This window comes from Enterobacter cloacae complex sp. SHL009, from assembly GCF_049237205.1.
Taxonomy (GTDB): domain Bacteria; phylum Pseudomonadota; class Gammaproteobacteria; order Enterobacterales; family Enterobacteriaceae; genus Enterobacter; species Enterobacter cloacae_M.
In genome coordinates, this window is the sequence record NZ_JBMKIW010000003.1 from 405,725 (window position 1) to 429,971 (window position 24,247).

20 protein-coding genes are annotated in these 24,247 nt (G+C 58.7%); 9 read left to right on the forward strand and 11 right to left on the reverse strand.

Features of this window, described 5'->3' with window-relative positions; all coding sequences use genetic code 11:
- The first annotated feature begins 68 nt into the window (after positions 1–68).
- Both yqhD and dkgA read left to right on the forward strand, forming a co-directional pair.
- Positions 69–1,232, forward strand: a complete 1,164-nt coding sequence (gene yqhD / locus ACOTZC_RS10695) for an alcohol dehydrogenase (protein ID WP_223604718.1) — start codon at positions 69–71, stop codon at positions 1,230–1,232.
- Positions 1,233–1,337: 105 nt separating this feature from the next.
- Positions 1,338–2,165: a 2,5-didehydrogluconate reductase DkgA gene (dkgA, locus tag ACOTZC_RS10700; protein ID WP_023309179.1), complete on the forward strand. Its 828-nt coding sequence runs from the start codon at positions 1,338–1,340 to the stop codon at positions 2,163–2,165.
- Positions 2,166–2,248: 83 nt separating this feature from the next.
- Here the strand turns inward: dkgA and ACOTZC_RS10705 are convergent, their stop codons facing one another.
- On the reverse strand, positions 2,249–4,420 hold the full coding sequence (locus ACOTZC_RS10705; RefSeq protein WP_421635761.1) for a YgiQ family radical SAM protein: 2,172 nt from the start codon (positions 4,418–4,420) through the stop codon (positions 2,249–2,251).
- 199 nt (positions 4,421–4,619) lie between these two features.
- Between ACOTZC_RS10705 and ACOTZC_RS10710 the strand changes: the two genes are divergently transcribed.
- Complete coding sequence (locus tag ACOTZC_RS10710) at positions 4,620–6,095, forward strand: TrkH family potassium uptake protein (protein ID WP_126303092.1); 1,476 nt, start codon at positions 4,620–4,622, stop codon at positions 6,093–6,095.
- A gap of 30 nt (positions 6,096–6,125) precedes the next feature.
- Here ACOTZC_RS10710 and ftsP read toward each other — a convergent pair whose 3' ends face one another.
- The 4 genes from ftsP to ACOTZC_RS10730 form a co-directional block, all read right to left on the reverse strand.
- Positions 6,126–7,538 carry a cell division protein FtsP gene (gene ftsP, locus ACOTZC_RS10715; protein ID WP_045404004.1) on the reverse strand — a complete coding sequence of 471 codons (1,413 nt, stop codon included), beginning with the start codon at positions 7,536–7,538 and terminating at the stop codon, positions 6,126–6,128.
- A gap of 58 nt (positions 7,539–7,596) precedes the next feature.
- The gene (gene plsC / locus ACOTZC_RS10720) at positions 7,597–8,334 is read right to left on the reverse strand and encodes a 1-acylglycerol-3-phosphate O-acyltransferase (RefSeq protein ID WP_045404006.1); all 738 of its coding nucleotides are present in this window, start codon (positions 8,332–8,334) and stop codon (positions 7,597–7,599) included.
- Positions 8,335–8,497: 163 nt separating this feature from the next.
- Positions 8,498–10,756: a DNA topoisomerase IV subunit A gene (parC, locus tag ACOTZC_RS10725; RefSeq protein ID WP_029740706.1), complete on the reverse strand. Its 2,259-nt coding sequence runs from the start codon at positions 10,754–10,756 to the stop codon at positions 8,498–8,500.
- A gap of 118 nt (positions 10,757–10,874) precedes the next feature.
- Complete coding sequence (locus tag ACOTZC_RS10730) at positions 10,875–11,276, reverse strand: YgiW/YdeI family stress tolerance OB fold protein (protein ID WP_023309189.1); 402 nt, start codon at positions 11,274–11,276, stop codon at positions 10,875–10,877.
- A 139-nt stretch (positions 11,277–11,415) separates the two neighbouring features.
- Between ACOTZC_RS10730 and qseB the strand changes: the two genes are divergently transcribed.
- The 5 genes from qseB to lysM all read left to right on the forward strand — a co-directional run bounded on the left by qseB (position 11,416) and on the right by lysM (position 15,035).
- Positions 11,416–12,075 carry a quorum sensing response regulator transcription factor QseB gene (gene qseB / locus ACOTZC_RS10735; protein ID WP_045356056.1) on the forward strand — a complete coding sequence of 220 codons (660 nt, stop codon included), beginning with the start codon at positions 11,416–11,418 and terminating at the stop codon, positions 12,073–12,075.
- Entirely contained in the window at positions 12,072–13,421 is a 1,350-nt protein-coding gene (gene qseC, locus ACOTZC_RS10740; protein WP_047173601.1) for a quorum sensing histidine kinase QseC, read from the forward strand. Before qseB ends, qseC begins: the two co-directional genes overlap by 4 nt.
- Before the next feature lie 104 nt (positions 13,422–13,525).
- Positions 13,526–14,107, forward strand: a complete 582-nt coding sequence (locus ACOTZC_RS10745) for an NAD(P)H-dependent oxidoreductase (RefSeq protein ID WP_023309192.1) — start codon at positions 13,526–13,528, stop codon at positions 14,105–14,107.
- A 31-nt stretch (positions 14,108–14,138) separates the two neighbouring features.
- Positions 14,139–14,453 carry a putative quinol monooxygenase gene (locus tag ACOTZC_RS10750; RefSeq protein ID WP_023309193.1) on the forward strand — a complete coding sequence of 105 codons (315 nt, stop codon included), beginning with the start codon at positions 14,139–14,141 and terminating at the stop codon, positions 14,451–14,453.
- A gap of 141 nt (positions 14,454–14,594) precedes the next feature.
- Positions 14,595–15,035: a peptidoglycan-binding protein LysM gene (lysM, locus tag ACOTZC_RS10755; protein ID WP_023309194.1), complete on the forward strand. Its 441-nt coding sequence runs from the start codon at positions 14,595–14,597 to the stop codon at positions 15,033–15,035.
- A 17-nt stretch (positions 15,036–15,052) separates the two neighbouring features.
- Here the strand turns inward: lysM and ACOTZC_RS10760 are convergent, their stop codons facing one another.
- Genes ACOTZC_RS10760 through ACOTZC_RS10780 form a run of 5 tightly spaced genes read right to left on the reverse strand, consistent with a single transcriptional unit; the run spans position 15,053 to position 19,726 of the window.
- Positions 15,053–15,940 (reverse strand): MurR/RpiR family transcriptional regulator, encoded by an 888-nt coding sequence (locus ACOTZC_RS10760; RefSeq protein WP_047173604.1) that lies wholly within the window; start codon positions 15,938–15,940, stop codon positions 15,053–15,055.
- Positions 15,937–16,887 carry an iron-siderophore ABC transporter substrate-binding protein gene (locus ACOTZC_RS10765; protein ID WP_047173605.1) on the reverse strand — a complete coding sequence of 317 codons (951 nt, stop codon included), beginning with the start codon at positions 16,885–16,887 and terminating at the stop codon, positions 15,937–15,939. The genes ACOTZC_RS10760 and ACOTZC_RS10765 overlap by 4 nt, the downstream gene beginning before the upstream one ends.
- Positions 16,888–16,896: 9 nt before the next feature.
- On the reverse strand, positions 16,897–17,937 hold the full coding sequence (locus ACOTZC_RS10770) for a FecCD family ABC transporter permease (protein ID WP_045404020.1): 1,041 nt from the start codon (positions 17,935–17,937) through the stop codon (positions 16,897–16,899).
- A complete protein-coding gene (locus ACOTZC_RS10775) occupies positions 17,934–18,917 on the reverse strand; it encodes a FecCD family ABC transporter permease (RefSeq protein ID WP_163354169.1) in 984 nt (327 codons plus the stop codon). The genes ACOTZC_RS10770 and ACOTZC_RS10775 overlap by 4 nt, the downstream gene beginning before the upstream one ends.
- Positions 18,914–19,726, reverse strand: coding sequence for an ABC transporter ATP-binding protein (locus ACOTZC_RS10780; protein WP_029740700.1), 813 nt, complete (start codon positions 19,724–19,726; stop codon positions 18,914–18,916). The genes ACOTZC_RS10775 and ACOTZC_RS10780 overlap by 4 nt, the downstream gene beginning before the upstream one ends.
- Before the next feature lie 386 nt (positions 19,727–20,112).
- Between ACOTZC_RS10780 and ACOTZC_RS10785 the strand changes: the two genes are divergently transcribed.
- Positions 20,113–22,254, forward strand: a complete 2,142-nt coding sequence (locus ACOTZC_RS10785) for a TonB-dependent siderophore receptor (protein ID WP_421635762.1) — start codon at positions 20,113–20,115, stop codon at positions 22,252–22,254.
- Positions 22,255–22,337: 83 nt separating this feature from the next.
- Here ACOTZC_RS10785 and parE read toward each other — a convergent pair whose 3' ends face one another.
- A complete protein-coding gene (parE, locus tag ACOTZC_RS10790; protein ID WP_421635763.1) occupies positions 22,338–24,230 on the reverse strand; it encodes a DNA topoisomerase IV subunit B in 1,893 nt (630 codons plus the stop codon).
- Positions 24,231–24,247: the final 17 nt, after the last annotated feature.

Consider the following 24,247-nt stretch of genomic DNA (forward strand, 5'->3'; position numbering starts at 1 on the left):
ACACAATGTGCAGCATCAGGTCGCCCTCTGCGCCACCACGGTTTTTCACCCACTAAAGGGAACGAGCAATGAACAACTTTAATCTTCACACCCCAACCCGCATTCTGTTTGGTAAAGACGCTATCGCCGATCTGCGCGCCCAGATCCCCGCTGACGCCCGCGTACTGATCACCTACGGTGGCGGCAGCGTGAAAAAAACCGGCGTTCTGGATCAGGTTTACAGCGCCCTGAACGGTCTGGACGTGCGAGAGTTCGGCGGCATCGAGCCAAATCCGTCTTACGAAACGCTGATGAACGCGGTGAAAATCGCCCGCGAAGAGAAGATCACCTTCCTGCTGGCCGTCGGCGGCGGCTCCGTGCTGGACGGCACCAAATTCATCGCGGCGGCAGCGCACTACGCTGACGGCATCGATCCGTGGCACATTCTGGAAACTCGCGGCAGCGACATTAAAAGCGCCATCCCGATGGGCTCCGTGCTGACCCTGCCGGCCACCGGCTCTGAATCCAACAAGGGCGCGGTGATCTCCCGCAAAACCACCGGCGACAAACAGGCCTTCATGAACGAACACGTTCAACCTGTGTTCGCGATCCTGGATCCGGTTTACACCTACACCCTGCCTGCGCGTCAGGTGGCGAACGGCGTGGTCGATGCCTTTGTTCACACCGTTGAGCAGTACGTCACGTATCCGGTGAATGCCAAAATTCAGGATCGCTTCGCGGAAGGCATTCTTCTGACGCTCGTCGAAGAAGGTCCGAAAGCGCTGAAAGAGCCGGAAAATTACGACGTGCGTGCCAACGTCATGTGGGCGGCAACGCAGGCGCTGAACGGCCTGATCGGTGCTGGCGTACCGCAGGACTGGGCAACCCACATGCTGGGCCACGAGCTGACGGCGATGCACGGTCTGGATCATGCTCAGACGCTGGCCGTTGTGCTGCCTGCGCTGTGGAATGAAAAACGTGATACCAAACGCGCCAAGCTGCTGCAGTACGCTGAGCGCGTGTGGAACATCACCGAGGGTTCTGACGACGCGCGCATTGATGCCGCCATCGAAGCGACCCGCAGCTTCTTTGAAGGTCTGGGCGTGCCAACGCGTCTGTCCGGCTACGGGCTGGACGGCAGCTCCATCCCTGCCCTGCTGGCGAAACTCGAAGAGCACGGCATGACCCATCTGGGCGAGCACGGCGACATCACCCTGGACGTCAGCCGTCGTATTTACGAGGCGGCACGCTAAGCGTTTTTGTCCCCCCGACTTTCGTTTTTTGACATTTCGTCCAGACTTAATGCACACCCCATCGCCGGAGGAACCCTCCGGCGATGCGCACCTGAAGGAGGAAAAATGGCAAACCAAACCGTAATCAAGCTGCAGGACGGCAACGTGATGCCCCAGCTGGGGCTAGGTGTATGGAAAGCCGGTAACGACGAGGTCGTCTCCGCCATTCATAAAGCCCTGGAAGTCGGCTATCGGTCCATTGATACCGCCGCCGCATATAAAAACGAGGACGGCGTGGGTAAGGCACTGGCCAGCGCCGGCGTCCCCCGCGATGAGTTATTCATCACCACGAAACTGTGGAACGACGATCAAAAACGGCCCCGCGAAGCGCTGGAGGAGAGCCTGGAGAAACTCCAGCTCGATTTCGTCGATCTCTGGCTGATGCACTGGCCGGTTCCGGCTATCGATCACTACGTTGACGCCTGGAAAGGGATGATTGAACTGCAGAAAGAGGGGCTGGTGAAAAGCATCGGCGTCTGTAATTTCCAGGTTCATCACCTGCAGCGGCTGATTGACGAGACTGGCGTTGCGCCAGTGATTAACCAGATCGAGCTGCACCCGCTGATGCAGCAGCGCCAGCTTCATGCCTGGAACGCCACGCATAAAATCCAGACCGAGTCCTGGAGCCCGCTGGCGCAGGGCGGCGAAGGGGTATTCGATCAAAAGATTATCCGTGAGCTGGCGGATAAATACGGTAAAACCCCGGCGCAAATCGTCATTCGCTGGCATCTGGACAACGGCCTGGTGGTCATTCCGAAATCGGTCACGCCGTCGCGCATCGCCGAAAACTTCGACGTCTGGGATTTCCGTCTGGACAAAGAAGAGCTGGGTGAGATTGCGAAGCTGGATAAGGGTAAACGTTTAGGCCCTGACCCTGATCAGTTTGGCGGGTAGTCGCGTAAAAAAGCCGGGTGGCGGCTTCGCCTTACCCGGCCTACGTGTCGACATAAAAACCCCGGCTTGCCGGGGTTTTTTATTTACGCTTTGCGCTTCACGGGCTTCTTCACACTCGAATTACCATTCGAACGCTGATGCACGATTGGCGTATGCTTGGTCAGCGCCGGGCGCGTATTGCGGTTCTGGCGACGCGCTTCGCGCATCTCCTCCAGCGTCGGGGCCGGTACCAGACAGTCGCGGCGCGAGCCGATCAGGTGTTTTTTACCCATCTCTTCCAGCGCCTGACGGATCAGCGGCCAGTTTTTCGGATCGTGGTAACGCAGCAGCGCTTTATGCAGACGACGCTGTTTATCCCCTTTCGGCACCACCACCTCTTCACTCTTGTAGCCAATCTTACTCAGCGGGTTCTTGCCGGTGTAATACATGGTCGTCGAGTTGGCGAGCGGTGACGGATAGAAGTTCTGCACCTGATCCAGACGGAAGCGACGCTGCTTCAGCCACAGCGCCAGGTTCACCATGTCTTCATCGCGCGTGCCCGGGTGGGCGGAGATGAAGTATGGGATCAAATACTGCTCTTTACCCGCCTGCTTTGAATAGGTATCGAACAGCTCTTTAAAGCGATCGTAGCTGCCCATGCCCGGCTTCATCATTTTCGACAGCGGGCCTTCCTCGGTGTGCTCCGGCGCAATCTTCAGATAGCCGCCGACGTGGTGCGTCGCCAGCTCTTTGATGTAGCGCGGATCTTCCACGGCGATGTCGTAACGTACCCCGGACGCGATCAGGATCTTCTTGATGCCCTTCAGGTCGCGCGCGCGGCGGTAGAGGTTGATCGTCGGCTCGTGGTTGGTGTCCATATGCTCGCAAATGCTCGGATAGACGCAGGAGAGGCGACGGCAGGTTTGCTCCGCGCGCGGCGACTTGCAGCGCAGCATGTACATGTTCGCGGTTGGGCCGCCAAGGTCGGAAATCACGCCGGTAAAGCCCGGCACCGAGTCGCGAATAGCTTCGATCTCATTGATGATCGAATCTTCAGAGCGGCTCTGGATAATACGGCCTTCGTGCTCGGTAATGGAGCAGAACGAACAGCCGCCGAAGCAGCCGCGCATGATGTTGATCGAAAAGCGGATCATCTCATACGCCGGGATACGGGCGTTGCCGTACGCCGGGTGCGGAACGCGCTTGTACGGCAGCGCAAAGACGCTGTCCATCTCTTCGGTGGAGAGCGGGATCGCCGGCGGGTTGATCCAGATAAAGCGCTCGCCGTGCTTCTGCATCAGCGCGCGGGCGCAGCCCGGGTTGGTTTCATGGTGCAGAATACGGGACGCGTGTGCGTAAAGCACCTTGTCGGCTTTCACCTTCTCGTAGGAAGGCAGCAGCACGTAGGTCTTTTCCCACGGTTTCGGGCGCGGCGGCTGCACAACGATAGCCTTCGCTTCCGCTTTTTTCGGCTCAACCGGCTTGTTATCGGCACACGGCAGATCTTCGCCGTACGGGTGCGGGATCGGGTCGATTTTGCCCGGCATATCAATGATGCGGGAATCCACCCCGCTCCAGCCCGGCAGCGCCTCTTTCACCATAATGGCGGTATTGCGCACGTCGCGGATGCTGCTCACCGGCTCACCCTGCGACAGACGGTGCGCCACTTCCACCAGCGGACGCTCGCCGTTACCGTAAATCAGCATATCGGCTTTGGAATCCACCAGCACCGAGCGGCGTACGGTATCTGACCAGTAGTCGTAGTGGGCGGTGCGGCGCAGGCTCGCCTCGATGCCGCCCAGGATCACCGGCACGTCTTTCCAGGCTTCTTTACAGCGCTGGGTATAGACCAGGGTTGCGCGGTCGGGGCGTTTGCCCGCCACGTTATCCGGCGTGTAGGCATCGTCATGGCGCAGCTTGCGGTCGGCGGTGTAGCGGTTGATCATCGAATCCATGTTGCCTGCGGTCACGCCGAAGAACAGGTTCGGTTTACCCAGACGCATAAAGTCGTCTTTGCTGTTCCAGTCAGGCTGGGAGATGATCCCCACGCGGAAGCCCTGCGCCTCAAGCATACGGCCACAGATGGCCATGCCGAAGCTCGGATGGTCAACATAGGCATCGCCCGTGACCAGAATGATGTCGCAGCTGTCCCAGCCCAGTTGGTCCATCTCTTCCCGGGACATCGGCAGGAATGGCGCCGGTCCAAAGCAGGCCGCCCAGTACTGGGGCCAGGAGAAGAGGTCACGATCCGGCTGGATCAGGGAAATTGCGATCATAATGCTTCCGAAGAAAAAATAGACAAAAGGAGCGGGATTATACGCTGTTCATCCGCCAGATTTGAAGAAAAGGATGCATGAAGCAGGCAGATATTCGGGGAAGTCGTTAAAATACGGCGCCCTGATAATTTTGAATCATAATATTCACTATATTTTCCGGTGATTTGCCCCGGAACGTGTTATTGCGCGGAGCTCTGTCGTGAAGCCCAACGATTCGTTACATGTATCCCAGCTGCGGGTTGTCCTTCACCTCTGCGGTTTTCTGGTTCTGCTGTACAGCCTTTCCATGCTGCCGCCGATGGTTATCGCCCTGCTGAATAAAGAGCGGACCTACTTTGCCTTTCTGACCACCTTTTTAACCTTTTTTACTCTCGGAGGGTTAACCTGGCGGGCAACCCGTCACGCCGGCATACAGCTGCGCACCCGCGACGGGTTTGTGATTATCGTGCTGTTCTGGCTGCTGTTTTCATTCATTAGCGCCATGCCGCTCTGGATGGATGACGGGCTACGGCTCTCCTTTGCCGACGCGCTCTTTGAAGGGGTTTCCGGGATCACCACCACTGGGGCAACGGTGATCGGGGACGTCAGCGCCCTGCCTAAGTCGTACCTTTATTACCGCGCACAGCTGAATTTCATTGGCGGGTTAGGCGTCATCGTGCTGGCCGTCGCGGTCCTGCCGCTGCTGGGCATTGGTGGCATGAAGCTCTATCAGTCAGAGATGCCGGGGCCGTTCAAGGAGGAGCGTCTGACTCCCCGCCTTGCCGATACCGCGCGCACGCTGTGGGTGACCTACTTCGCGCTGGGCGTGGCCTGCACCCTGGCCTACTGGCTGGCGGGAATGTCATTTTTTGACGCCCTCTGTCACGGGCTGTCGACCGTGTCGCTGGGCGGGTTCTCCACCCGCAGCGAGAGCATTGGGTTTTATGACAGCCACGCGATTGAGCTGGTCGCCGGGGCGTTTTCACTGCTCTCCGCGTTCAACTTCACCCTCTGGTACGTCGCCATTGTCAGACGCACCCTGAAACCGATTCGCCGCAGCCCGGAGGTTAAATTCTTTCTGAGCGCCGCCGCGGTGATTATTGTCATCACCGCCTGGCAGGTCTGGCATGCCGGGATGTACAACGCCACGGATAGCCTGGTGCACGCCTTCTTCCTTGCCAGTTCGATGATGACCGATAACGGCCTTTCGACCGCCGACTATGCCCAATGGCCCGCACACACCATTTTCCTGCTGTTGAGCGCCAGCTTTTTTGGCGGCTGCGTAGGCTCGACCTGCGGCGGGATCAAAGCCCTGCGTTTTCTCATTATGTTCAAGCAGAGTATTCAGGAGATGAATCAGCTGGCGCATCCGAGAGCGCTGCTGAGCATCAAGGTGGGCAAAAGCGTGGTGAATGAACGCGTCCTGCGCTCGGTATGGAGCTTCTTTTTTCTCTACGTCATGATCACGGGCTTTTTTGTCTGGTCGCTCAATCTGATGGACTACGACCTGTTCACCGCATTCGCAACGGTCGCCGCCTGCATCAACAACATGGGGCTGGGGTTTGGCGAGACGGCGTCGACGTTTGGCACGTTAACAGAGGGGGCAAAACTGCTGATGTGCGCGGCGATGATCTTAGGGCGTCTGGAAATTTACCCGGTGCTGATTCTGTTCTCGCGCTTTTTCTGGCGGGCATAAAACATTCCCGGCGAACCGGGAATGTCAGAATTATGGCGCAGGGTTGATCAGCATCTGCCCCACGGAGCCCCTGTCCATCATCTCCAGCGTCTGGCTGTGGAACAGGAACGGGAAGTGCGGCCACGAAGGCTGACCATAGTAGACAAGCAGTTCAACCTGACCGTCCACCCAGACGGTATCTTTCCAGCCGCGGTCTTCCGGGAACGGCATCGCACCGTTGACGTTGCGGATCAGGAATGCCACCCCTTCAATATGGAACGACTGCGGCAAATCTGAACGGACCGTCCAGCGCTCCCAGGTGCCCTGCTGAGCGGTAATGTCGATGCGGTTGACGTCCCACAGCGCGCCGTTGATGCCCGGGTCATCGCCCAGGCTGATATCACGGCTGCGCACCGGCGAGCCGCTCATGATCTCCTGCGGCAGCAGGCGCATTGGCAGGCTATCGGTCACCAGCGGCAGCAGACCGGTCGGGCGCAGGGTCAGCACCAGGGTCGAGACAAGAATGCTCGACGGTTCAAAGAACCCGCGAATGCGGTCCACAATGCTGGCCGCTTCACCGCAGGTGACAGACACTTCATCCCCGTTGGTCATATCAATGAGAACTTCGCGACGTTCTCCCGGCGAGAGCGCCAGCTGTTTGACGGACACCGGGGCCGGTAAAAAGCCCTGGTCGCCGGAGATCACGTGCAGCGGACGGCCATCGCTCATTTGCAGCTGATAGCGGCGCGAGTTGGACGCGTTGAGCAGGCGCAGGCGCACCCAGCCGCGCGAGACCTCGACATACGGGCTTTGCGCGCCGTTGACCAACAGCGTATCGCCGACGAAGCCACCGCTGCCCGGCTCGCTGTATTCCGGCGTACCGAAATTATCCAGACGCTTGTCCTGGATGATAATCGGGAAGTCATCCACGCCGTAGTGGTTCGGGATCGGCAGGGATTTGCTGACCTCATCTTCCACCAGCCACATTCCTGCCAGGCCGTTATAAACCTGCTGCGCCGTGCGGTTAGGGGTGTTGGCGTGATACCACAGGGTTGCCGCACTCTGGCGAATCGGCAGAACAGGCGCCCAGTCGGCGCTGGGTGACATCATGCGCGCCGCGCCGCCAATCAGCGGTCCAGGCACCTGCAGGCCGCTGATGGTCATGGCGACATTTTCAGGGGTACGGTTACTGTAGATGAGCTTAACGTCATCGCCATTCCACACGCGTATGGTCGGCCCAAGGTAACGTCCGTTAATGCCCCAGACCGGCGCGCGCGTCCCCTGGGTGAAGGACCAGTGGCTGCGCTGCAGCGTCAGGAAAAGCGGCTGACCGCGACGAGATTCAATTAATGGCGGAATAGGCAGCGGCTGTTGCTGCCCGGCGGCGCTGGCTGTCAGCGGCATCGCACCCGCACAAAGGGCGATCCCGGAAGCCTGAATAAACTGACGCCGACTGAGTGACATATAAGCTCCATCTGAAACGACTAACAACGCGGGAATTCGTTTTCCCTTCAACGCCGGATTAAATCTTCCCGGCGGCTTCTCTCTCTGCGACTTCTTTGTCGAGCTGCGCAATATGCTGAGCCATCAGCTCACGGCAGTGCGCTGCCAGCTCGCGCACCTGGTCTTTACCGTATTTGCTGGTATCGACGGGTGGCAGCATTTCGACAATCACCAGCCCGTTATTCAGGCGGTTAAGATTAATCTTATTCGAAGTATTGGAAACGCACACAGGAATAATTGGAACACCTGCCGCAATTGCGGCATGAAACGCCCCGGTTTTAAACGGCAGCAGGCCGCGGCCGCGGCTACGCGTCCCTTCCGGGAACATCCAGATTGAAATTTTGCGCTTTTTAAAATGATTCACCACTTCCGCAATGGTGCTGTGCGCTTTTGCACGGTTATTACGGTCGATCAGCAGGTTACCGGTAAGCCAGTAAAGCTGACCAAAAAACGGGATCCATAGCAGGCTTTTTTTGCCCACCGTCACGGTCGGTGGAAGCACGATATTAGAGGCCGTCACCATATCGTAGTTGTTCTGATGGTTGGCGATATAGATGGCGTTACCGAAATTCTCCGCCCCTTCCGGCAGACGTTTTTCAACTTTCAGACCAAACAGCGGCGCAAGACGCCCGAACATATGGCCAAAGGTGGCGACATGCTTCGGATTACGCGGGCTGAACAGGCAATAAATAGAGCCGAAAATACAGACCAGAATGCAGTAGATAACGGTAAGAATAAGACGAACAATATATAGCATAGCGACCTCTGAAGCCCCAACAGCTGACAATTATACTTCACCTGTGGCCAGGTAAGGACTTTATTACGAGCGCGTATTGTTAATCGCAACGCACGAATTAACAACGATTTTACGGGAAATTTTATTGAAATTCCCCCTCCGGACAGAGGGGGATATCACGACATTACTCTTCGCTGTCACCCGCGGTGCTGCGTGCAGGAGAGTCAATCTCCACGCGATCGATACGCTGCAGACCGCGCATCAGCGAGCCGCGGCGACCGCGCTCACCCACCACCTTCTGCAGCTCTTCCGGACGAAGCTTGATTTTGCGCTTGCCGACGTGAATGGTCAGCGTGCTCTGCGGCGGCAGCAGGAAGAGGTGCGCCAGGCCATCTTCGCCTTTCGCGGCCTCCGCCGACGGGATGTTGATGATCTTGTTGCCCTTGCCTTTTGACAGCTCAGGCAGATCGCTGACCGGGAACATCAGCATGCGTCCGGCGGTGGTGATCGCCAGCAGCATGTCGCTTTCGTTCTCGATCACCAGCGGTGCCATCACGTGAGCGTTGTCCGGCAGGCTAATCAGCGCCTTACCGGCACGGTTGCGGGAAACCAGATCGTTGAAGGTACAGATAAAGCCGTAGCCCGCATCAGACGCCAGCAGCAGCTTCTGATCATCGGCTTCCATCAGCATATGGTCAACCGTCGCGCCCGGCGGCAGCGTCAGCTTGCCGGTGAGCGGCTCGCCCTGCCCGCGCGCGGAAGGCAGCGTAATCGGGTCGATGGCGTAGCTGCGGCCGGTGGAGTCGATAAACGCCACCGGCTGGTTGCTCTTGCCTTTCACCGCCGCTTTGAAGCTGTCGCCCGCTTTGTAGCTCAGCCCCGGCGCGTCGATATCGTGGCCTTTGGCGCTGCGCACCCAGCCGCTCTGCGACAGAACAATGGTGACCGGCTCGGACGGCTGCATGTCATGCTCGTTCATCGCCTTCGCTTCTTCACGCTCGTGCAGCGGAGAACGACGGTCGTCGCCGAAGGCGTCTGCATCGGCCTGTAGCTCTTTCTTCAGCAGGGTGTTCATTTTGCGCTCGGACGCGAGGATCGCCTGCAGCTGATCGCGCTCTTTCTCCAGCTCGTTCTGCTCGCCGCGGATTTTCATCTCTTCCAGTTTGGCGAGATGGCGCAGCTTCAGTTCGAGGATCGCTTCGGCCTGGGTTTCGCTAATGCCAAAGCGCGACATCAGCGCCGGCTTAGGCTCGTCCTCGGTACGGATGATCTCAATCACTTCATCGATATTGAGGAACGCCACCAGCAAACCTTCGAGGATATGCAGGCGCTTAAGCACTTTCTCCAGACGATGGTTCAGACGACGACGGACGGTATCGCGGCGGAAGGTCAGCCATTCGGTGAGGATCTCCAGCAGGTTTTTCACCGCCGGGCGTCCGTCGAGGCCAATCATGTTCAGGTTGATGCGGTAGCTTTTTTCCAGATCGGTGGTGGCGAACAGGTGGTTCATCACCTGCTCCATGTCCACGCGGTTGGAGCGCGGCACGATCACCAGACGGGTTGGGTTCTCATGATCCGATTCGTCGCGCAGGTCGTCCACCATCGGCAGCTTTTTATTGCGCATCTGGGAGGCGATCTGCTCCAGCACTTTAGCACCGGAAACCTGATGCGGCAGCGCGGTGATCACCACGGCGCCGTCCTCTTTATTCCACACCGCGCGCATGCGCACGGAGCCGCGACCGTTCTGGTAGATTTTGCGGATTTCCGCGCGTGAGGTGATGATCTCAGCTTCGGTCGGGAAATCTGGCCCCTGCACGATATCCAGCAGCTCGTCGAGCGTCGCTTTCGGCTGCTCGATAAGGGTAATAGCGGCTTTCGCCACTTCACGCAGGTTGTGCGGCGGAATGTCCGTCGCCATACCGACCGCGATACCGGTGGTGCCGTTCAGCAGGATGTTCGGCAGACGCGCGGGCAGCATCTTCGGCTCCTGCATCGTACCGTCGAAGTTTGGCACCCAGTCAACGGTTCCCTGACCCAGCTCGCCCAGCAGCACTTCGGCATATTTAGAGAGACGGGATTCGGTATAACGCATCGCCGCGAAGGATTTCGGATCGTCCGGCGCACCCCAGTTCCCCTGCCCGTCCACCAGCGGGTAGCGGTAAGAGAACGGCTGCGCCATCAGCACCATCGCTTCATAACAGGCGCTGTCGCCGTGCGGATGGTATTTACCCAGTACGTCACCGACGGTACGGGCGGATTTCTTGAACTTGGCGGTGGCGTTCAGCCCCAGTTCGGACATCGCATAGACGATGCGGCGCTGAACGGGCTTCAGGCCATCCCCGATAAACGGCAACGCCCTGTCCATGATGACGTACATGGAGTAGTTCAGGTAGGCGTTTTCCGTGAATTCATGTAGCGCGAGGCGCTCTGCCATATCGCTCATTACGTGTGATTCCTCAACTCAGAAACCGAAGGGTTTCAGGCAATATTGCCGCAGATACTACCTCATCTGATGAATTGAGTCACAAAGAAAAAGGGCCGCACAGGCGGCCCTTTTCGGGTTATTTGTTCAGCTTAATAACCTGCTTCACGTCGATTTCAAACTCGTTCCAGTCTTTATCGACTTTACCCTGCAGTTCAACTTTATCCTGCGGAGTGACGGTCACGCCGTTCCAGCGCTTGTGGTCAATCTCAACTACGACCGTGCCGGACTCATCGCGGAAGGTGTAGCGGTCATCGGACAGGCGCTCGGTAATGTTCCCGCGCAGCTTCACCCAGGCATCGTCCTTCAGGTCTTTCACTTTTGCCGCGGTGGTGAGGTTGGCGTTGTTATCGACAAAACCGCCCTGCTGAGTTTGCGTCTGGGTCTGTGTGGCCGATGGGCCAGTAAAACCGCCCTGAGCAGCAAAGACCGGCGCGGTGGTCATCATCATGATGGCAGCAATTGCAGCGAATTTTTTCATTTTCATCTCTCCCTTTAATGTCGTTTCGCAATCCATTTAACAGGGTAATCCTTAACAACTTCTTAAGGGAAAAATTTATTTATTATTGCTGTACAGCAGGCGCTTACAGAGAGTTTACTGACGGCATCAAGGAGGGAACATGCGTATTTTACTGGTAGAAGACGACAGGTTAATCGGCGACGGTATCAAGGCGGGGTTGAGCAAAATGGGCTTTAGCGTGGACTGGTTTACCGACGGTAAAACCGGCCAGGCCGCGCTCTCCTCTGCACCCTATGATGCCGTGGTGCTGGATCTGACGCTGCCGGAAATTGACGGTCTGGACATTCTGCGCGCGTGGCGCGAAAGCGGGCGCAGCGAGCCGGTATTAATTCTGACGGCGCGGGATGCGCTTAACCAGCGCGTCGAAGGGCTGCGTCTTGGGGCGGATGATTATCTCTGTAAGCCGTTCGCGCTGATCGAAGTGGGTGCCCGCCTCGAAGCGCTGGTCCGCCGCAGCCACGGCCAGGCGCGTAGCGAACTGCGTCACGGGAAGGTCACGCTCGATCCGACCCGTCTCATCGCCACGCTGGACGGTGAGCCGCTGACGCTCAAGCCGAAAGAGTTCGCGCTGCTGGAACTGTTAATGCGTAACGCCGGTCGGGTGCTGCCGCGAAAGCTGATCGAGGAAAAACTCTATACCTGGGACGACGACGTCTCCAGCAACGCCATCGAGGTCCACGTCCATCATTTGCGCCGCAAGCTTGGGAGCGAGTTTATCCGCACCGTGCACGGCATCGGCTACACCCTGGGTAACGCATGAAACTGACGCAACGCCTGAGCCTGAAGCTGCGCCTGACGCTTCTCTTCCTGCTGCTCTCTCTGACGGCCTGGTTTGCCGCCAGCCTGGTCGCCTGGCAGCAGACGACCCACAAGCTCGACAAGCTGTTCGATACCCAGCAGATGCTGTTTGCTAAACGGCTGCTGACGATGGATCTGGACGAGATCAGCGCCCCCGAACGCATGCGCGAGATCCCGAAAAAAGTGAAGCACGGTCGTCTGGACGACGACGCGCTGGCTTTCGCCATTTACGCCGTCGACGGCAAAATGCTCCTCAACGACGGTGAAAACGGACGCGATATTCCGTACCACTATCGCCGCGACGGGTTCGATAACGGGCAGCTACAGGGCGACAACGACGAGTGGCGTTTTTTATGGCTAACCTCACCTGACGGAAAATACCGCGTGGTGGTCGGCCAGGAGTGGGAGTACCGCCAGGAGATGGCGCTTGACGTGGTCAGCTCGCAGCTGACCCCCTGGCTGGTGGCGCTGCCCGTGATGTTGCTGATGCTGATCGTCCTCCTGAGTCGGGAGCTGAAGCCGCTGAAAAAGCTGGCGCAGACCCTGCGCTCCCGCTCGCCGGATGCCACCGATAAACTGCCGACGGAGGGCCTTCCTACGGAAGTGCGCCCCCTGCTCGACGCGCTGAATCATCTCTTCGCGCGCACCCAGGAGATGATGACCCGCGAGCGCCGCTTTACGTCCGATGCCGCCCACGAGCTACGCAGCCCGCTGGCGGCACTGAAGGTGCAAACTGACGTGGCGCAGCTGTATCAGGACGATCCCGAGGCGCAGTCCAAAGCCCTTTCGCAGCTACATGCAGGTATCGACCGCGCCTCCCGGCTGGTGGATCAACTCCTCACGCTGTCGCGCCTGGACTCGCTGGATAACCTTGACGATGTCGAACCGATTCCCCTGGCCGACTTGCTGCAGTCAGCCGTGCTGGATATCTGGCATCCGGCGCAGCAGGCGGGCATTGATCTTCGCCTGAACATCCATGCACCAGAGGTTACACGCACGGGCCAGCAGATCCTCATGAGCCTGCTGGTGCGCAACCTGCTGGATAACGCGATTCGCTACAGTCCGCGCGGCAGCGTGGTGGACGTGACGCTGGACGCGCGTGGCTTTACCGTGCGCGACAACGGCCCAGGCATTTCACCTGACGCGCTGGCGCGCGTCGGCGAGCGCTTTTATCGTCCGCCGGGTCAGGATGCCACGGGCAGCGGGCTGGGGTTATCCATTGTAAAACGCATCGCCACCCTGCACGGGATGCGCGTTTCGCTGAGCAATGCGCCTGAAGGCGGTTTTGAAGTGAAGGTCAGCTGGTAGGGATTATTGCGTTTAACGCAAAAGACTTTGCACATTTTGCTCATTTTACCGCACCGTCCTCGCGCGTAGAATACTGACCAAACTCTCATCATCGAGGACAAATAATGAGCAACATCCTGATTATCAACGGTGCAAAAGAATTTGCGCATTCTAAAGGCCAGCTGAATGACACCCTGACCGAGGTCGCGGACGGTTTCCTGCGCGACGCCGGGCATGATGTTAAGGTCGTGCGCGCGGACAGCAATTATGACGTGAAGGCCGAAGTGCAGAACTTCCTGTGGGCTGACGTGGTGATCTGGCAGATGCCAGGCTGGTGGATGGGCGCGCCGTGGACCGTAAAAAAATACATGGACGACGTGTTCACCGAAGGTCACGGCTCACTGTATGCCAGCGATGGCCGCACCCGCTCTGACGCCTCCAAAAAATACGGCTCGGGCGGCCTGATTCAGGGCAAAAAATATATGCTCTCGCTGACCTGGAACGCCCCGCTGGAAGCCTTCACCGATAAAGATCAGTTCTTCGAAGGCGTGGGCGTCGACGGCGCGTACCTGCCGTTCCACAAGGCTAACCAGTTCCTGGGCATGGATCCGCTGCCGACCTTTATCGTCAACGACGTGATTAAAATGCCTGACGTCCCGAGCTATATCGCAGAATATCGCAAGCATCTCGCGAAAATTTTTGCTTAACTGGTAGCCTGGAATTAAAGGAGTAGTAAACATGCTTACCGTAATCGCAGAAATCCGTACTCGTCCAGGTCAACATCACCGTCAGGCGGTGCTGGATCAGTTCGTGAAAATTATCCCGACCGTACTGAAAGAAGAAGGCTGCCACGGCTACGCGCCGATGGTGGATGCCGCCACTGACGCCAGCTTCCAGGCGACCGCGCCAGACTCAATCATCATGGTTGAGCAGTGGGAAACCGTCGCGCACCTTGAAGCGCACCTGCAGACCCCTCACATGAAAGCGTGGAGTGACGCGGTGAAGGGTGACGTGCTGGAAACCCACATCCGCATTCTGGAGCAAGGGGTTTAAGTTTCCCCTCACCCCGCCCTCTCCCACAGGGAGAGGGCGAACAGATCCAGGCCCGGTGAGCGTCAGCGCTACCGGGTTTTTTATCAGCTTAAAACTCAACTGCTATGCTTATTCTGACTTCATGATTAACAGGAGGATGGAATGGGTCTTTTTAACTTCGTGAAAGAAGCAGGCGAAAAGCTATGGGATAACCTGACCGATCATAAAGGCCAGAGTGACAAAATCACCGAGCATCTCAAAAAACTCAATATTCCCGGTTCAGATAAGGTTCAGGTTAACGTTACCGACGGCAAAGCCAGCGTGACGGGTGACGGGCTGACCCAGGAGCAGAAAGAAAAAATCCAGGTCGCCGTCGGGAACATCGCGGGCGTCAGCGAGGTGGAGAACAACATCACCGCGACCGATGCCAAAGATGAAGCCACCTACTATACGGTGAAATCCGGCGATACCCTGAGCGCTATCTCCAAAACCGTCTACGGCGATGCCAACAAGTACAATAAGATTTTTGAGGCTAACCGCCCGATGCTCTCCAGCCCGGATAAAATCTATCCTGGCCAGACGCTGCGTATTCCTAAGGCGTGATCCGCGAGCCGGGGAAATCAGCTGCTTTTCTTCCCCGGTTTTAACCCACGATGTAACTCGTTGATGCGCTTCATCGACTTGATGGTGCGCTGCGGCTCGGTGGAGGCCACGGATAAAATAATCATCTCCAGACACAGCAGCACCGTGCCGTGGAGCGGAATTTTGCCTTTTTCGCCGCCGCGCGGAACGTGAATCACCACGCTGGCCTCCTTGCTGAAGCGTGAGTCGAGGGCGTTGGTCAGCAGGATGGTTGGAATGCCCAGACGCTTCGCTTCACGCAGCGTTGTTTGCCCCTCCCGGTGCGCGGATTTCTGCGCCATCATCACCAGCACGTCGCCGCGCTGAAGCGCAATCAGCTGCTCGGCAAGCCCTATTCCGGTACGGTTAAGCGGCGTGGCGGGTAACCCCATTCGGCTGAACAGCCTGGCGGTGTACTCGGCCAGAATGCCGGAGGCGCCAATGCCAAATATGGCGACCTGCCTCGCCTGCGCCAGCAGAGAGACGGCCTGGGCCATCGCGTAGCGGTTGTGGGGCTCGGATAACACTTCGCAGGTGTGCTGATGCCCCTCCAGCACGAAATCAATGCTCGCGTTGACGTCGCTGGCGAGCGTATTCACCGTGGTGGACATCTTTTCGCTGGAGGTGACCACCGGACCAAACCACTGCTCCAGCGTTTGCTTGAGATCGCGCAGCCCGGCGAAACCCAGCGCCTGAATGGCGCGGACCACCGTGGCGTCTGAGGTTTTCAACAGCGTCGCGATCTCCATCGCGGTCTGTTCCATCACCGCTTCTCGGTTGTCATGAATATAGCGTGCAACCTGCAGCAGACGCGGCGTCAGCTGATGCGCGCGCGCGCGAAAGCGGTCGCCATAGATATCCACGCGCCCTTTCTCTTTGCGGATCACCGTGACGCCTCCGGCAGCGGACGCCCGGCAATCTGCGACTGCACCTGCGCGGCCATCAGCCCTAACGAGGCGTACGAATTCGAGATGGCCTCTTCACGCGAGATCAGCACGTAATGCCCGGTTCGGCAGGCATTCAGGAACTGACACCAGCCCGGCATGACCGCATCCATCGCCGCCAGCTCGTCCTGCGGTTTACCGCCCGTATCCCCGCGCCAGGTGGCGAAGACGAAATCGGCATCCAGCTCCGGCAGGCGCTCGGCGCTGACGTCGATGCGCCCTCCTTCCGGGATGCTCTCAATCAGCGGCGGGAAGGTGAACCCGGCGTCGCGCAGCACGCGGCCCAGCGAGTGGTAGCTGTGCATGACGTTAATCTTTCCCTGATTCGCCTGAATCACGGACACGGTCACCTTGCGGGTATCAATAGTCGCCTTCAGCGCCTTAATCTGCTCCTGATAGCGCCGCTCCAGAACCTTAAGCCGCGCCTGCGTTCCCGTCAGCTGAGCCAGCTTGCGGTAGATCTCCGGCGCGCCGCCGTCGAGATGATCGATGCTCACCGTCGGGGCAATTTTCGCTAGCTGTTCCACCGGGGTGTTGCGGGTCGGCTCGGTAACGATCAGGTCAGGCTTTGCGGCGGCGATGGCTTCAATGTCGATATCGGCCGTGCCGATAAATTTAATGTCGGAATTATCGAAGTCGACGCCGGTCAACATGCCGCTGGAGCGCAGAAAGTGGCTGCCGTCCGGCCGCGTGCGGCCATGGCTTGCCACCGGCGGCACGCCAAGCTCAATCAGCGGAATGGTGATATCCAGATCGTGTAAAGAGACAATCCGTTTCGGATGAACCGGCACCACCACTTTTCGGTTCAGATCGTCAGTAAACGTCTGCGTCGGCTCCGCCGCCCCCACCGCGAACCCCACCAGCAACAGCATCGAAAACAGTACGCGCATCATAGTCTCCTAAAATCTGTCCCGACGCTGCCAGAGCAGCAGCAGGAAAAACGGTCCGCCAATCAATGAAATCACAATTCCCGCCGGCAGCTGCAGCGGGAGGAATGCCAGACGTCCGACGTTATCCGCCAGCAGCACCAGCAGCGCGCCCAGCACGGCGCTTCCAGTCAGGAGCGCGGTTTGCCCACCGCGCAGCAGCAGGCGCGCCATATGCGGGGCAATAAGCCCCACGAAACCTATACTGCCAACGCACGAGACGCAGGCCGCCGTCAGCACCACCGGGGCGAGAACCCGCAGCAGCGCCAGCCGGGTTATGCGAACGCCAAGGCCCGCTGCGGCCTGATTGCCGAGCAACGCCACGTCCGCAGCCCGTGCGGTAAAAAGCAGCAGCGCAAACGCGGGGGCAGCCCAGAGCGCGGCTAACCCCACCAGCGTCCAGTTTGCCGCATGCAGGCTTCCCGCCAGCCACAGCATCGCCGTCTGCACGTCCCGCACGTCGGCGGTGGTGATAAAGACGCCCATTGCGGCGGCAAACGCCCACGACACGCCGATGCCGATCAGGATGAACCGCGGGCGCGAGATATCGCGCGCCAGGGCGATAACCAGCAGCGCGGTAAGCAGTCCACCGGCCATGCCGACCAGAGGACGCCAGGCCAGGCCCAGCGCCGGGAACTGAAAAATCAGCAGCAGTACCGCCGCGCTACAGCCCTCCTTCACGCCGATAAGCCCGGGATCGGCCAGACCATTGCGGGTGATGGACTGCATTGCCGCCCCCGCCATGCCGAGCATCGCGCCGCACAGCACCGCCATCAGCAGGCGCGGCAGGCGGATATCCATCACGATGTAGCGCGTCTCCGCCGTCAGACTCTCAGGAGAAAACAGCGCGCGCCCGATGGCGGAGGTGGGAACAGGAAGAGATCCGTGCGTCAGGCCAAAGCCCAGCAGGCTTAACGCCACCAGCGCCAAAAGCGTCAGGCACGCCAGCGCCCGCGGGCGAACCAGCGCCGATACACGGCCAATACGGATCGCGCGGAATCCGGCCCGGTTCATTTGAACATCCTCGACGCCATAAAGATGAATACGGGTGCGCCGACCAGGGCCGTCATGATGCCGGTTGCCAGCTCCCAGGGCGTAAACAGCGAGCGGGCGGCGATATCCGCCAGCAGCAGAACCAGCGCGCCGCACAGGGCTGACAGCGGCACCATCACGCGTAAATCGACCGACACCAGACGGCGAATGAGCTGCGGCACGACCAGGCCGATAAAGCCAATCGGCCCGGCAATTGAGACGGCCGCGCCGCAGAGCAGCGCGATGGCCAGCAGGGCGAGCAGGCGGGTTTTCAGCAGCGACACGCCAAGCCCCTGCGCCATTCGGTCTCCCAGCGCAAGCATGTTGAGCGAGGGCGACAGACCGATGGCGAGAACAAAACCGGCTGCTGCGGCCCAAAGGGCGCTCCGGAGCGTCTGCACGTTGATCCCGGCCAGGTCCCCTGCCAGCCAGGTGCGCATGGCGAGCAGCGTCTGTTCATCGAGAATTAACACCGCGGCGGTAATCGACGAGGCAAACGCCGACATCGCCACGCCGCACAGCGTGACCTTCATCGGCGTAAGCCCGGTGCGACCGGACGAGGAGAACATCAGAACCAGCAAAAACAGCGCGGCGGCACCGGCGGCGGCAACGAGCGGGCGACCAAACGGCAGCGACAGCCCAAGCGCGCTGGTAATCACTACCGCCAGCGCGGCCCCGGCGTTGAGCCCCAGAATATGCGGCTCGCCGAGCGGGTTGCGGATCACGGACTGCAGCAGCACGCCCGCCACGCCGAGCGCGGCGCCCGTCACCATCGCGGCGCAGAGGCGCAGCAGTCTTAATTTGATAATGACGTTATGGTCGAAATTGCGCGGATCGAAATGGAAGAATGCCTCCACCACCGTCTGCGGGGCGATGAAGCGTGCGCCGATGCCCAGGTGCAGAATAGCGCCCAGCGCCAGCAGCAGTGCGGAGATCGGAAAGGCCAGAGAGGAGCGCATCATGGCTGAACGGTGCTCTGGCGAAACGGCATAAAGAACGGCTTGCCGGTCAACGGATTTATGGACATATGCACGTCGACATCAAACACCGCTTTGATCAGCTCCGGCGTGCAGGCATCGCCCTCATGCAATACGCCTTCAACTTTCCCCTGGCGTAAAAAGACCAGCGAATCGCCGTAGTTCACGGCGAAATTGAGATCGTGCAGCACCACCACGACGGTACGTCCGTGCTGGCGGGTCAGGGTGTGCAGCAGTTCCAGGATCTCCACCTGATAGCGAAGATCGAGAAACGTCGTGGGCTCGTCAAGCAGGATATACGGCGTTTGCTGCGCAAGCGCCATGGCGATCCAGCAGCGCTGACGCTGGCCGCCGGATAAGCTTTCCACCGGCATATGGGCAAACTCCGCCGTTCCGGTCAGACGCAGGGCCTCTTCCACCGCCAGCTCGTCCTCGTCGCTCCACTGGCGCATAAAGTTTTGCCAGGGAAAACGCCCGCGCGAGACCAGCTCAAAGACGGTTAACCCTTCCGGGAGCAGCGGAGACTGCGGCAGGATACCCAGCTCGCGGGCGACGGCTTTGGTCGGCTGCTCGTGGATCGCCTTGCCGTCGAGAACTGCCGCGCCGCCAAGCGGCTGAAGCAAACGCGCAATGGTGCTCAGCAGCGTGGATTTTCCGCAGCCGTTCGCCCCTACCAGCACCGTCATTTTCTGCTGTGGGATCGCAAGGGAGATATCATCAACGATGATTTTTTTCTGATAGCCCGCAGAGAGGTTCTCCAGAACCAGTCCCGGTTTTTTTGTGTTGTGAGCCACGTGAATGCCAACGTAATAAAGAAGCGCAACAAATATAAATAAAAATCATTCTCTTTTGAGAGTTTGACGCTGCGCCATGTAGTAGTCAAGAGAAGAAACACCCTGATAAAACCAGGGATAAGTCTAAGGGGGAATGAACAAGAAAGGACTTTCAAAAGCATTTAATTCAATAAGTTAATAATTGTCCCGCTGCGCTTATACGCCCGGATAAACGTTGTAGCCGATTTTTGCTTTTTTCCATTTACTACTACATTCGCGCATGATTGAATGATTCTCAATTACATGTCCGATGCCCGCCGTGGCTAACGGACAGACCGTAAAGGGCAATGACTCACACATTTTTCCGCGAAACGTCATTCGCGGGATATTTCGGGATAACAGATGTAATGGCTACGTTCACACCTTCACTCTCTGGGGTAAAAGGGCGCGCGCTCTTTTCACTGCTGTTCATGGCGCCGCTGGTGCAGGCAGCAGATAACACCGCGACTAAAGACGGCGAAACGCTTACCGTCACCGCCGATCCAAATACGACGGCGGAGGCCACGAATGGCTATCAGCCGTTGAATACCTCCACCGCGACGTTAACCAACATGCCGATGCTGGACATCCCGCAGGTGGTCAATACCGTCAGCGACAAAGTGCTGGAGGATCAGCATGCCACCACGCTGGATGAAGCGCTCTATAACGTCAGCAACGTGGTGCAGACCAACACCCTGGGCGGTACGCAGGATGCCTTCGTGCGCCGCGGATTTGGCGCGAACCGCGACGGCTCGATCATGACCAACGGCCTGCGCACCGTGCTGCCGCGCAGCTTTAATGCCGCAACCGAGCGCGTGGAGGTGCTGAAAGGCCCGGCCTCGACCCTATACGGTATTCTCGACCCCGGCGGCCTGATCAACGTCGTCACCAAACGCCCGGAGAAGACCTTCGGCGGCTCACTTTCCGCTACCTCGTCCAGCTTTGGCGGCGGCACCGGACAGGTTGATGTTACCGGCCCGATTGACGGCACGCGTCTGGCGTATCGCCTGACGGGCGAATATCAGGACGAGGATTACTGGCGTAATTTCGGCAACGAACGCAGCACCTTTATCGCCCCGTCGCTGACCTGGTTCGGCGACGATGCCACTGTGACCGTGCTCTATTCGCATCGCGACTATAAAACGCCGTTCGATCGCGGAACGATCTTCGATCTCAACACTAAAAAAGCCGTCGACGTCGATCGTAAAACCCGCTTCGACGAACCGTTTAACGTGACCGACGGCCAGTCCGATCTCGCTCAGCTCAACGCGGAGTATCGCCTCAACAGCCAGTGGACCGCGAAGTTCGACTACAGCTACAGCCAGGATAAATACAGCGATAACCAGGCCCGCGTGATGGCCTACGATTCAAAAACCGGCAACCTGACCCGCCGCGTGGATGCGACCCAGGGCTCGACCCAGCGTATGCACACGACGCGCGCGGATCTACAGGGAAACGTGGACATCGCGGGCTTTTACAATGAGATCCTGACCGGCGTGTCATATGAGAATTACGATCTGCTGCGTACGGACATGATCCGCTGTAAGAACGTTAAGGATTTCAATATTTACAACCCGAGCTACGGCAGCCTCGGCAAGTGCACCACCGTCTCGGCATCCGACAGCGATCAAACCATCAAGCAGGAGAGCTACTCCGCCTACGCGCAGGACGCGCTGTACCTGACCGATAAGTGGATCGCCGTCGCCGGAATGCGCTATCAGTATTACACCCAGTATGCGGGGAAAGGCCGTCCGTTTAACGTGAACACCGACAGCCGCGACGACCAGTGGACGCCGAAGCTGGGTCTTGTTTATAAGCTCACCCCAGCGGTCTCGCTGTTTGCCAACTATTCCCAGACGTTTATGCCGCAGTCGTCCATTGCGAGCTACATCGGCGACCTGCCGCCGGAAACGTCTAACGCGTATGAAATCGGCGCTAAGTTTGACCTGTTCGACGGCATTACTGCCAATATCGCGCTGTTTGATATCCACAAGCGCAACGTGCTGTACACCGAAAGCATTGGTGATGAAACCGTCGCCAAAACCGCGGGCCGCGTGCGCTCCCAGGGCGTGGAGGTGGATCTTGCCGGCTCGCTGACCGAGAACACCAACATTATCGCCAGCTACGGCTATACCGACGCGAAGGTGCTGGAAGACCCGGACTATGCGGGCAAACCGCTGCCAAACGTGCCGCGCCATACCGGCTCCCTGTTCCTGACCTACGACATTCACAATGCGTTTGCCGGGAATACCCTGACGCTGGGCGGCGGCGGGCACGGCGTAAGCCGTCGTTCCGCAACCAACGGCGCGGATTATTATCTGCCGGGCTATTTCGTGGCGGATGCGTTTGCGGCGTACAAAATGAAGCTACAGTATCCGGTGACGCTGCAGGTGAACGTGAAAAATCTGTTTGATAAGAACTACTACACGTCGTCCATTGCGACCAACAACCTGGGCAACCAGATTGGCGATCCACGCGAAGTGCAGTTTACGGTGAAGATGGAGTTTTGACGTAAAAAAGCCCGGTGGCGCTAACGCTTACCAGGCCTACGATCCATTCCCTCTCCCTGTGGGAGAGGGTTAGGGTGAGGGCATCAGGCCTCAATATCCGCCATATCGCCTTTCTCCTGCAGCCAGTTGCGTCGGTCTTCCGAACGTTTCTTGGCAAGGAGCATATCCATCATGGCGTTGGTTTGCTGTTCGTCTTCGTCGCTGATCGTCAGCTGCACCAGACGGCGCGTGTTCGGATCCAGCGTCGTTTCGCGAAGCTGCATCGGGTTCATCTCGCCCAGCCCTTTAAAGCGCTGCACGTTCGGTTTGCCCTTCTTGCGCTTCAGCTGTTCCAGCACGCCCGCTTTCTCTTCTTCCGTCAGCGCGTAGTAAACCTCTTTGCCGAGGTCGATACGGTACAGCGGCGGCAGCGCCACGTGGACGTGACCGTTTTTCACCAGCGTTTTGAAATGCTTCACGAAGAGCGCGCACAGCAGCGTGGCGATGTGCAGACCATCGGAGTCCGCATCCGCGAGGATACAGATCTTGCCGTAGCGCAGCTGGCTCAGATCGTCGCTGTCCGGATCGATGCCGATCGCTACCGAGATATCGTGCACTTCCTGCGAGGCCAGCACTTCATCAGAAGAGACCTCCCAGGTATTCAGGATCTTACCCTTGAGCGGCATGATCGCCTGATATTCACGATCGCGCGCCTGCTTGGCCGATCCGCCCGCCGAATCCCCTTCCACGAGGAACAGCTCGGTACGGTTGAGATCCTGCGCGGTACAGTCCGCAAGCTTGCCCGGCAGCGCAGGGCCGCTGGTCAGCTTTTTACGCACCACTTTCTTCGCGGCACGCAGACGACGCTGGGCGCTGGAAATCGCCATTTCGGCCAGCATCTCTGCCGCCTGCACGTTCTGGTTCAGCCACAGGGTAAACGCATCTTTCACCACGCCGGAGACGAATGCCGCGCACTGACGTGACGACAGGCGCTCTTTGGTCTGGCCGGCAAACTGCGGATCCTGCATCTTCACGGAGAGCACGTAGGCGCAGCGATCCCAGATATCTTCCGCCGACAGCTTCACGCCGCGTGGCAGAATATTGCGGTATTCGCAGAACTCACGCATCGCGTCCAGCAGCCCCTGACGCAGGCCGTTGACGTGGGTACCGCCGAGCATGGTCGGGATCAGGTTAACGTAGCTTTCCGTCAGCAGCTCGCCGCCTTCCGGCAGCCACAGCAGCGCCCAGTCCACGGCTTCGGTATCGCCGCTAAAGTTACCGACAAACGGTTTTTCCGGCAGCGTTGGCAGGCCGTTTACCGCTTCGCACAGGTAGTCGTTCAGACCCTCGGCGTAGCACCAGGTTTGTGCGGTATTGTTAACGTGATCGGTAAAGGTGATTTCCACGCCCGGACACAGCACCGCTTTGGCTTTCAGCAGGTGCGTCAGGCGAGAAACGGAAAAGCGCGGGCTGTCGAAGAAGCTTTCGTCAGGCCAGAAGTGGACGCTTGTGCCGGTGTTGCGTTTGCCGCACGTGCCGACAACCTGCAGATCCTGCACCTTATCGCCGTTTTCAAACGCGATGTTATAGACCTGGCCGTCGCGACGGACGTTCACTTCCACGCGTTTGGACAAGGCGTTCACGACGGAAATGCCCACGCCGTGCAGACCACCGGAGAACTGGTAGTTCTTGTTGGAGAACTTACCGCCCGCGTGCAGACGACAGAGGATCAGCTCAACGGCAGGCACGCCCTCTTCCGGGTGGATATCCACAGGCATGCCGCGCCCGTCGTCGATGACTTCCAGCGACTGATCGGCGTGCAGGATAACGTCGACGCGTTTGGCATGGCCCGCCAGCGCTTCGTCCACACTGTTATCAATAACTTCCTGGCCCAGATGGTTTGGGCGCGTCGTATCGGTGTACATCCCCGGGCGGCGGCGAACCGGCTCAAGCCCGGTGAGGACCTCAATGGCATCAGCGTTATAGGTTTGCGTCATGATTTAAACTAGCAATT

Coding starts and splice junctions, on each gene's coding strand:
- ACOTZC_RS10775 (WP_163354169.1), bottom strand. CDS start 18,917: ATGATGCGCTCCTCTCTGGCCTTTCCGATCTCCGCACTGCTGCTGGCG.
- ftsP (WP_045404004.1), bottom strand. CDS start 7,538: ATGTCACTCAGTCGGCGTCAGTTTATTCAGGCTTCCGGGATCGCCCTT.
- qseB (WP_045356056.1), top strand. CDS start 11,416: ATGCGTATTTTACTGGTAGAAGACGACAGGTTAATCGGCGACGGTATC.
- ACOTZC_RS10750 (WP_023309193.1), top strand. CDS start 14,139: ATGCTTACCGTAATCGCAGAAATCCGTACTCGTCCAGGTCAACATCAC.
- dkgA (WP_023309179.1), top strand. CDS start 1,338: ATGGCAAACCAAACCGTAATCAAGCTGCAGGACGGCAACGTGATGCCC.
- qseC (WP_047173601.1), top strand. CDS start 12,072: ATGAAACTGACGCAACGCCTGAGCCTGAAGCTGCGCCTGACGCTTCTC.
- ACOTZC_RS10765 (WP_047173605.1), bottom strand. CDS start 16,887: ATGCGCGTACTGTTTTCGATGCTGTTGCTGGTGGGGTTCGCGGTGGGG.
- plsC (WP_045404006.1), bottom strand. CDS start 8,334: ATGCTATATATTGTTCGTCTTATTCTTACCGTTATCTACTGCATTCTG.
- ACOTZC_RS10770 (WP_045404020.1), bottom strand. CDS start 17,937: ATGAACCGGGCCGGATTCCGCGCGATCCGTATTGGCCGTGTATCGGCG.
- ACOTZC_RS10785 (WP_421635762.1), top strand. CDS start 20,113: ATGGCTACGTTCACACCTTCACTCTCTGGGGTAAAAGGGCGCGCGCTC.
- ACOTZC_RS10730 (WP_023309189.1), bottom strand. CDS start 11,276: ATGAAAAAATTCGCTGCAATTGCTGCCATCATGATGATGACCACCGCG.
- ACOTZC_RS10745 (WP_023309192.1), top strand. CDS start 13,526: ATGAGCAACATCCTGATTATCAACGGTGCAAAAGAATTTGCGCATTCT.
- lysM (WP_023309194.1), top strand. CDS start 14,595: ATGGGTCTTTTTAACTTCGTGAAAGAAGCAGGCGAAAAGCTATGGGAT.
- parE (WP_421635763.1), bottom strand. CDS start 24,230: ATGACGCAAACCTATAACGCTGATGCCATTGAGGTCCTCACCGGGCTT.
- parC (WP_029740706.1), bottom strand. CDS start 10,756: ATGAGCGATATGGCAGAGCGCCTCGCGCTACATGAATTCACGGAAAAC.
- ACOTZC_RS10705 (WP_421635761.1), bottom strand. CDS start 4,420: ATGATCGCAATTTCCCTGATCCAGCCGGATCGTGACCTCTTCTCCTGG.
- yqhD (WP_223604718.1), top strand. CDS start 69: ATGAACAACTTTAATCTTCACACCCCAACCCGCATTCTGTTTGGTAAA.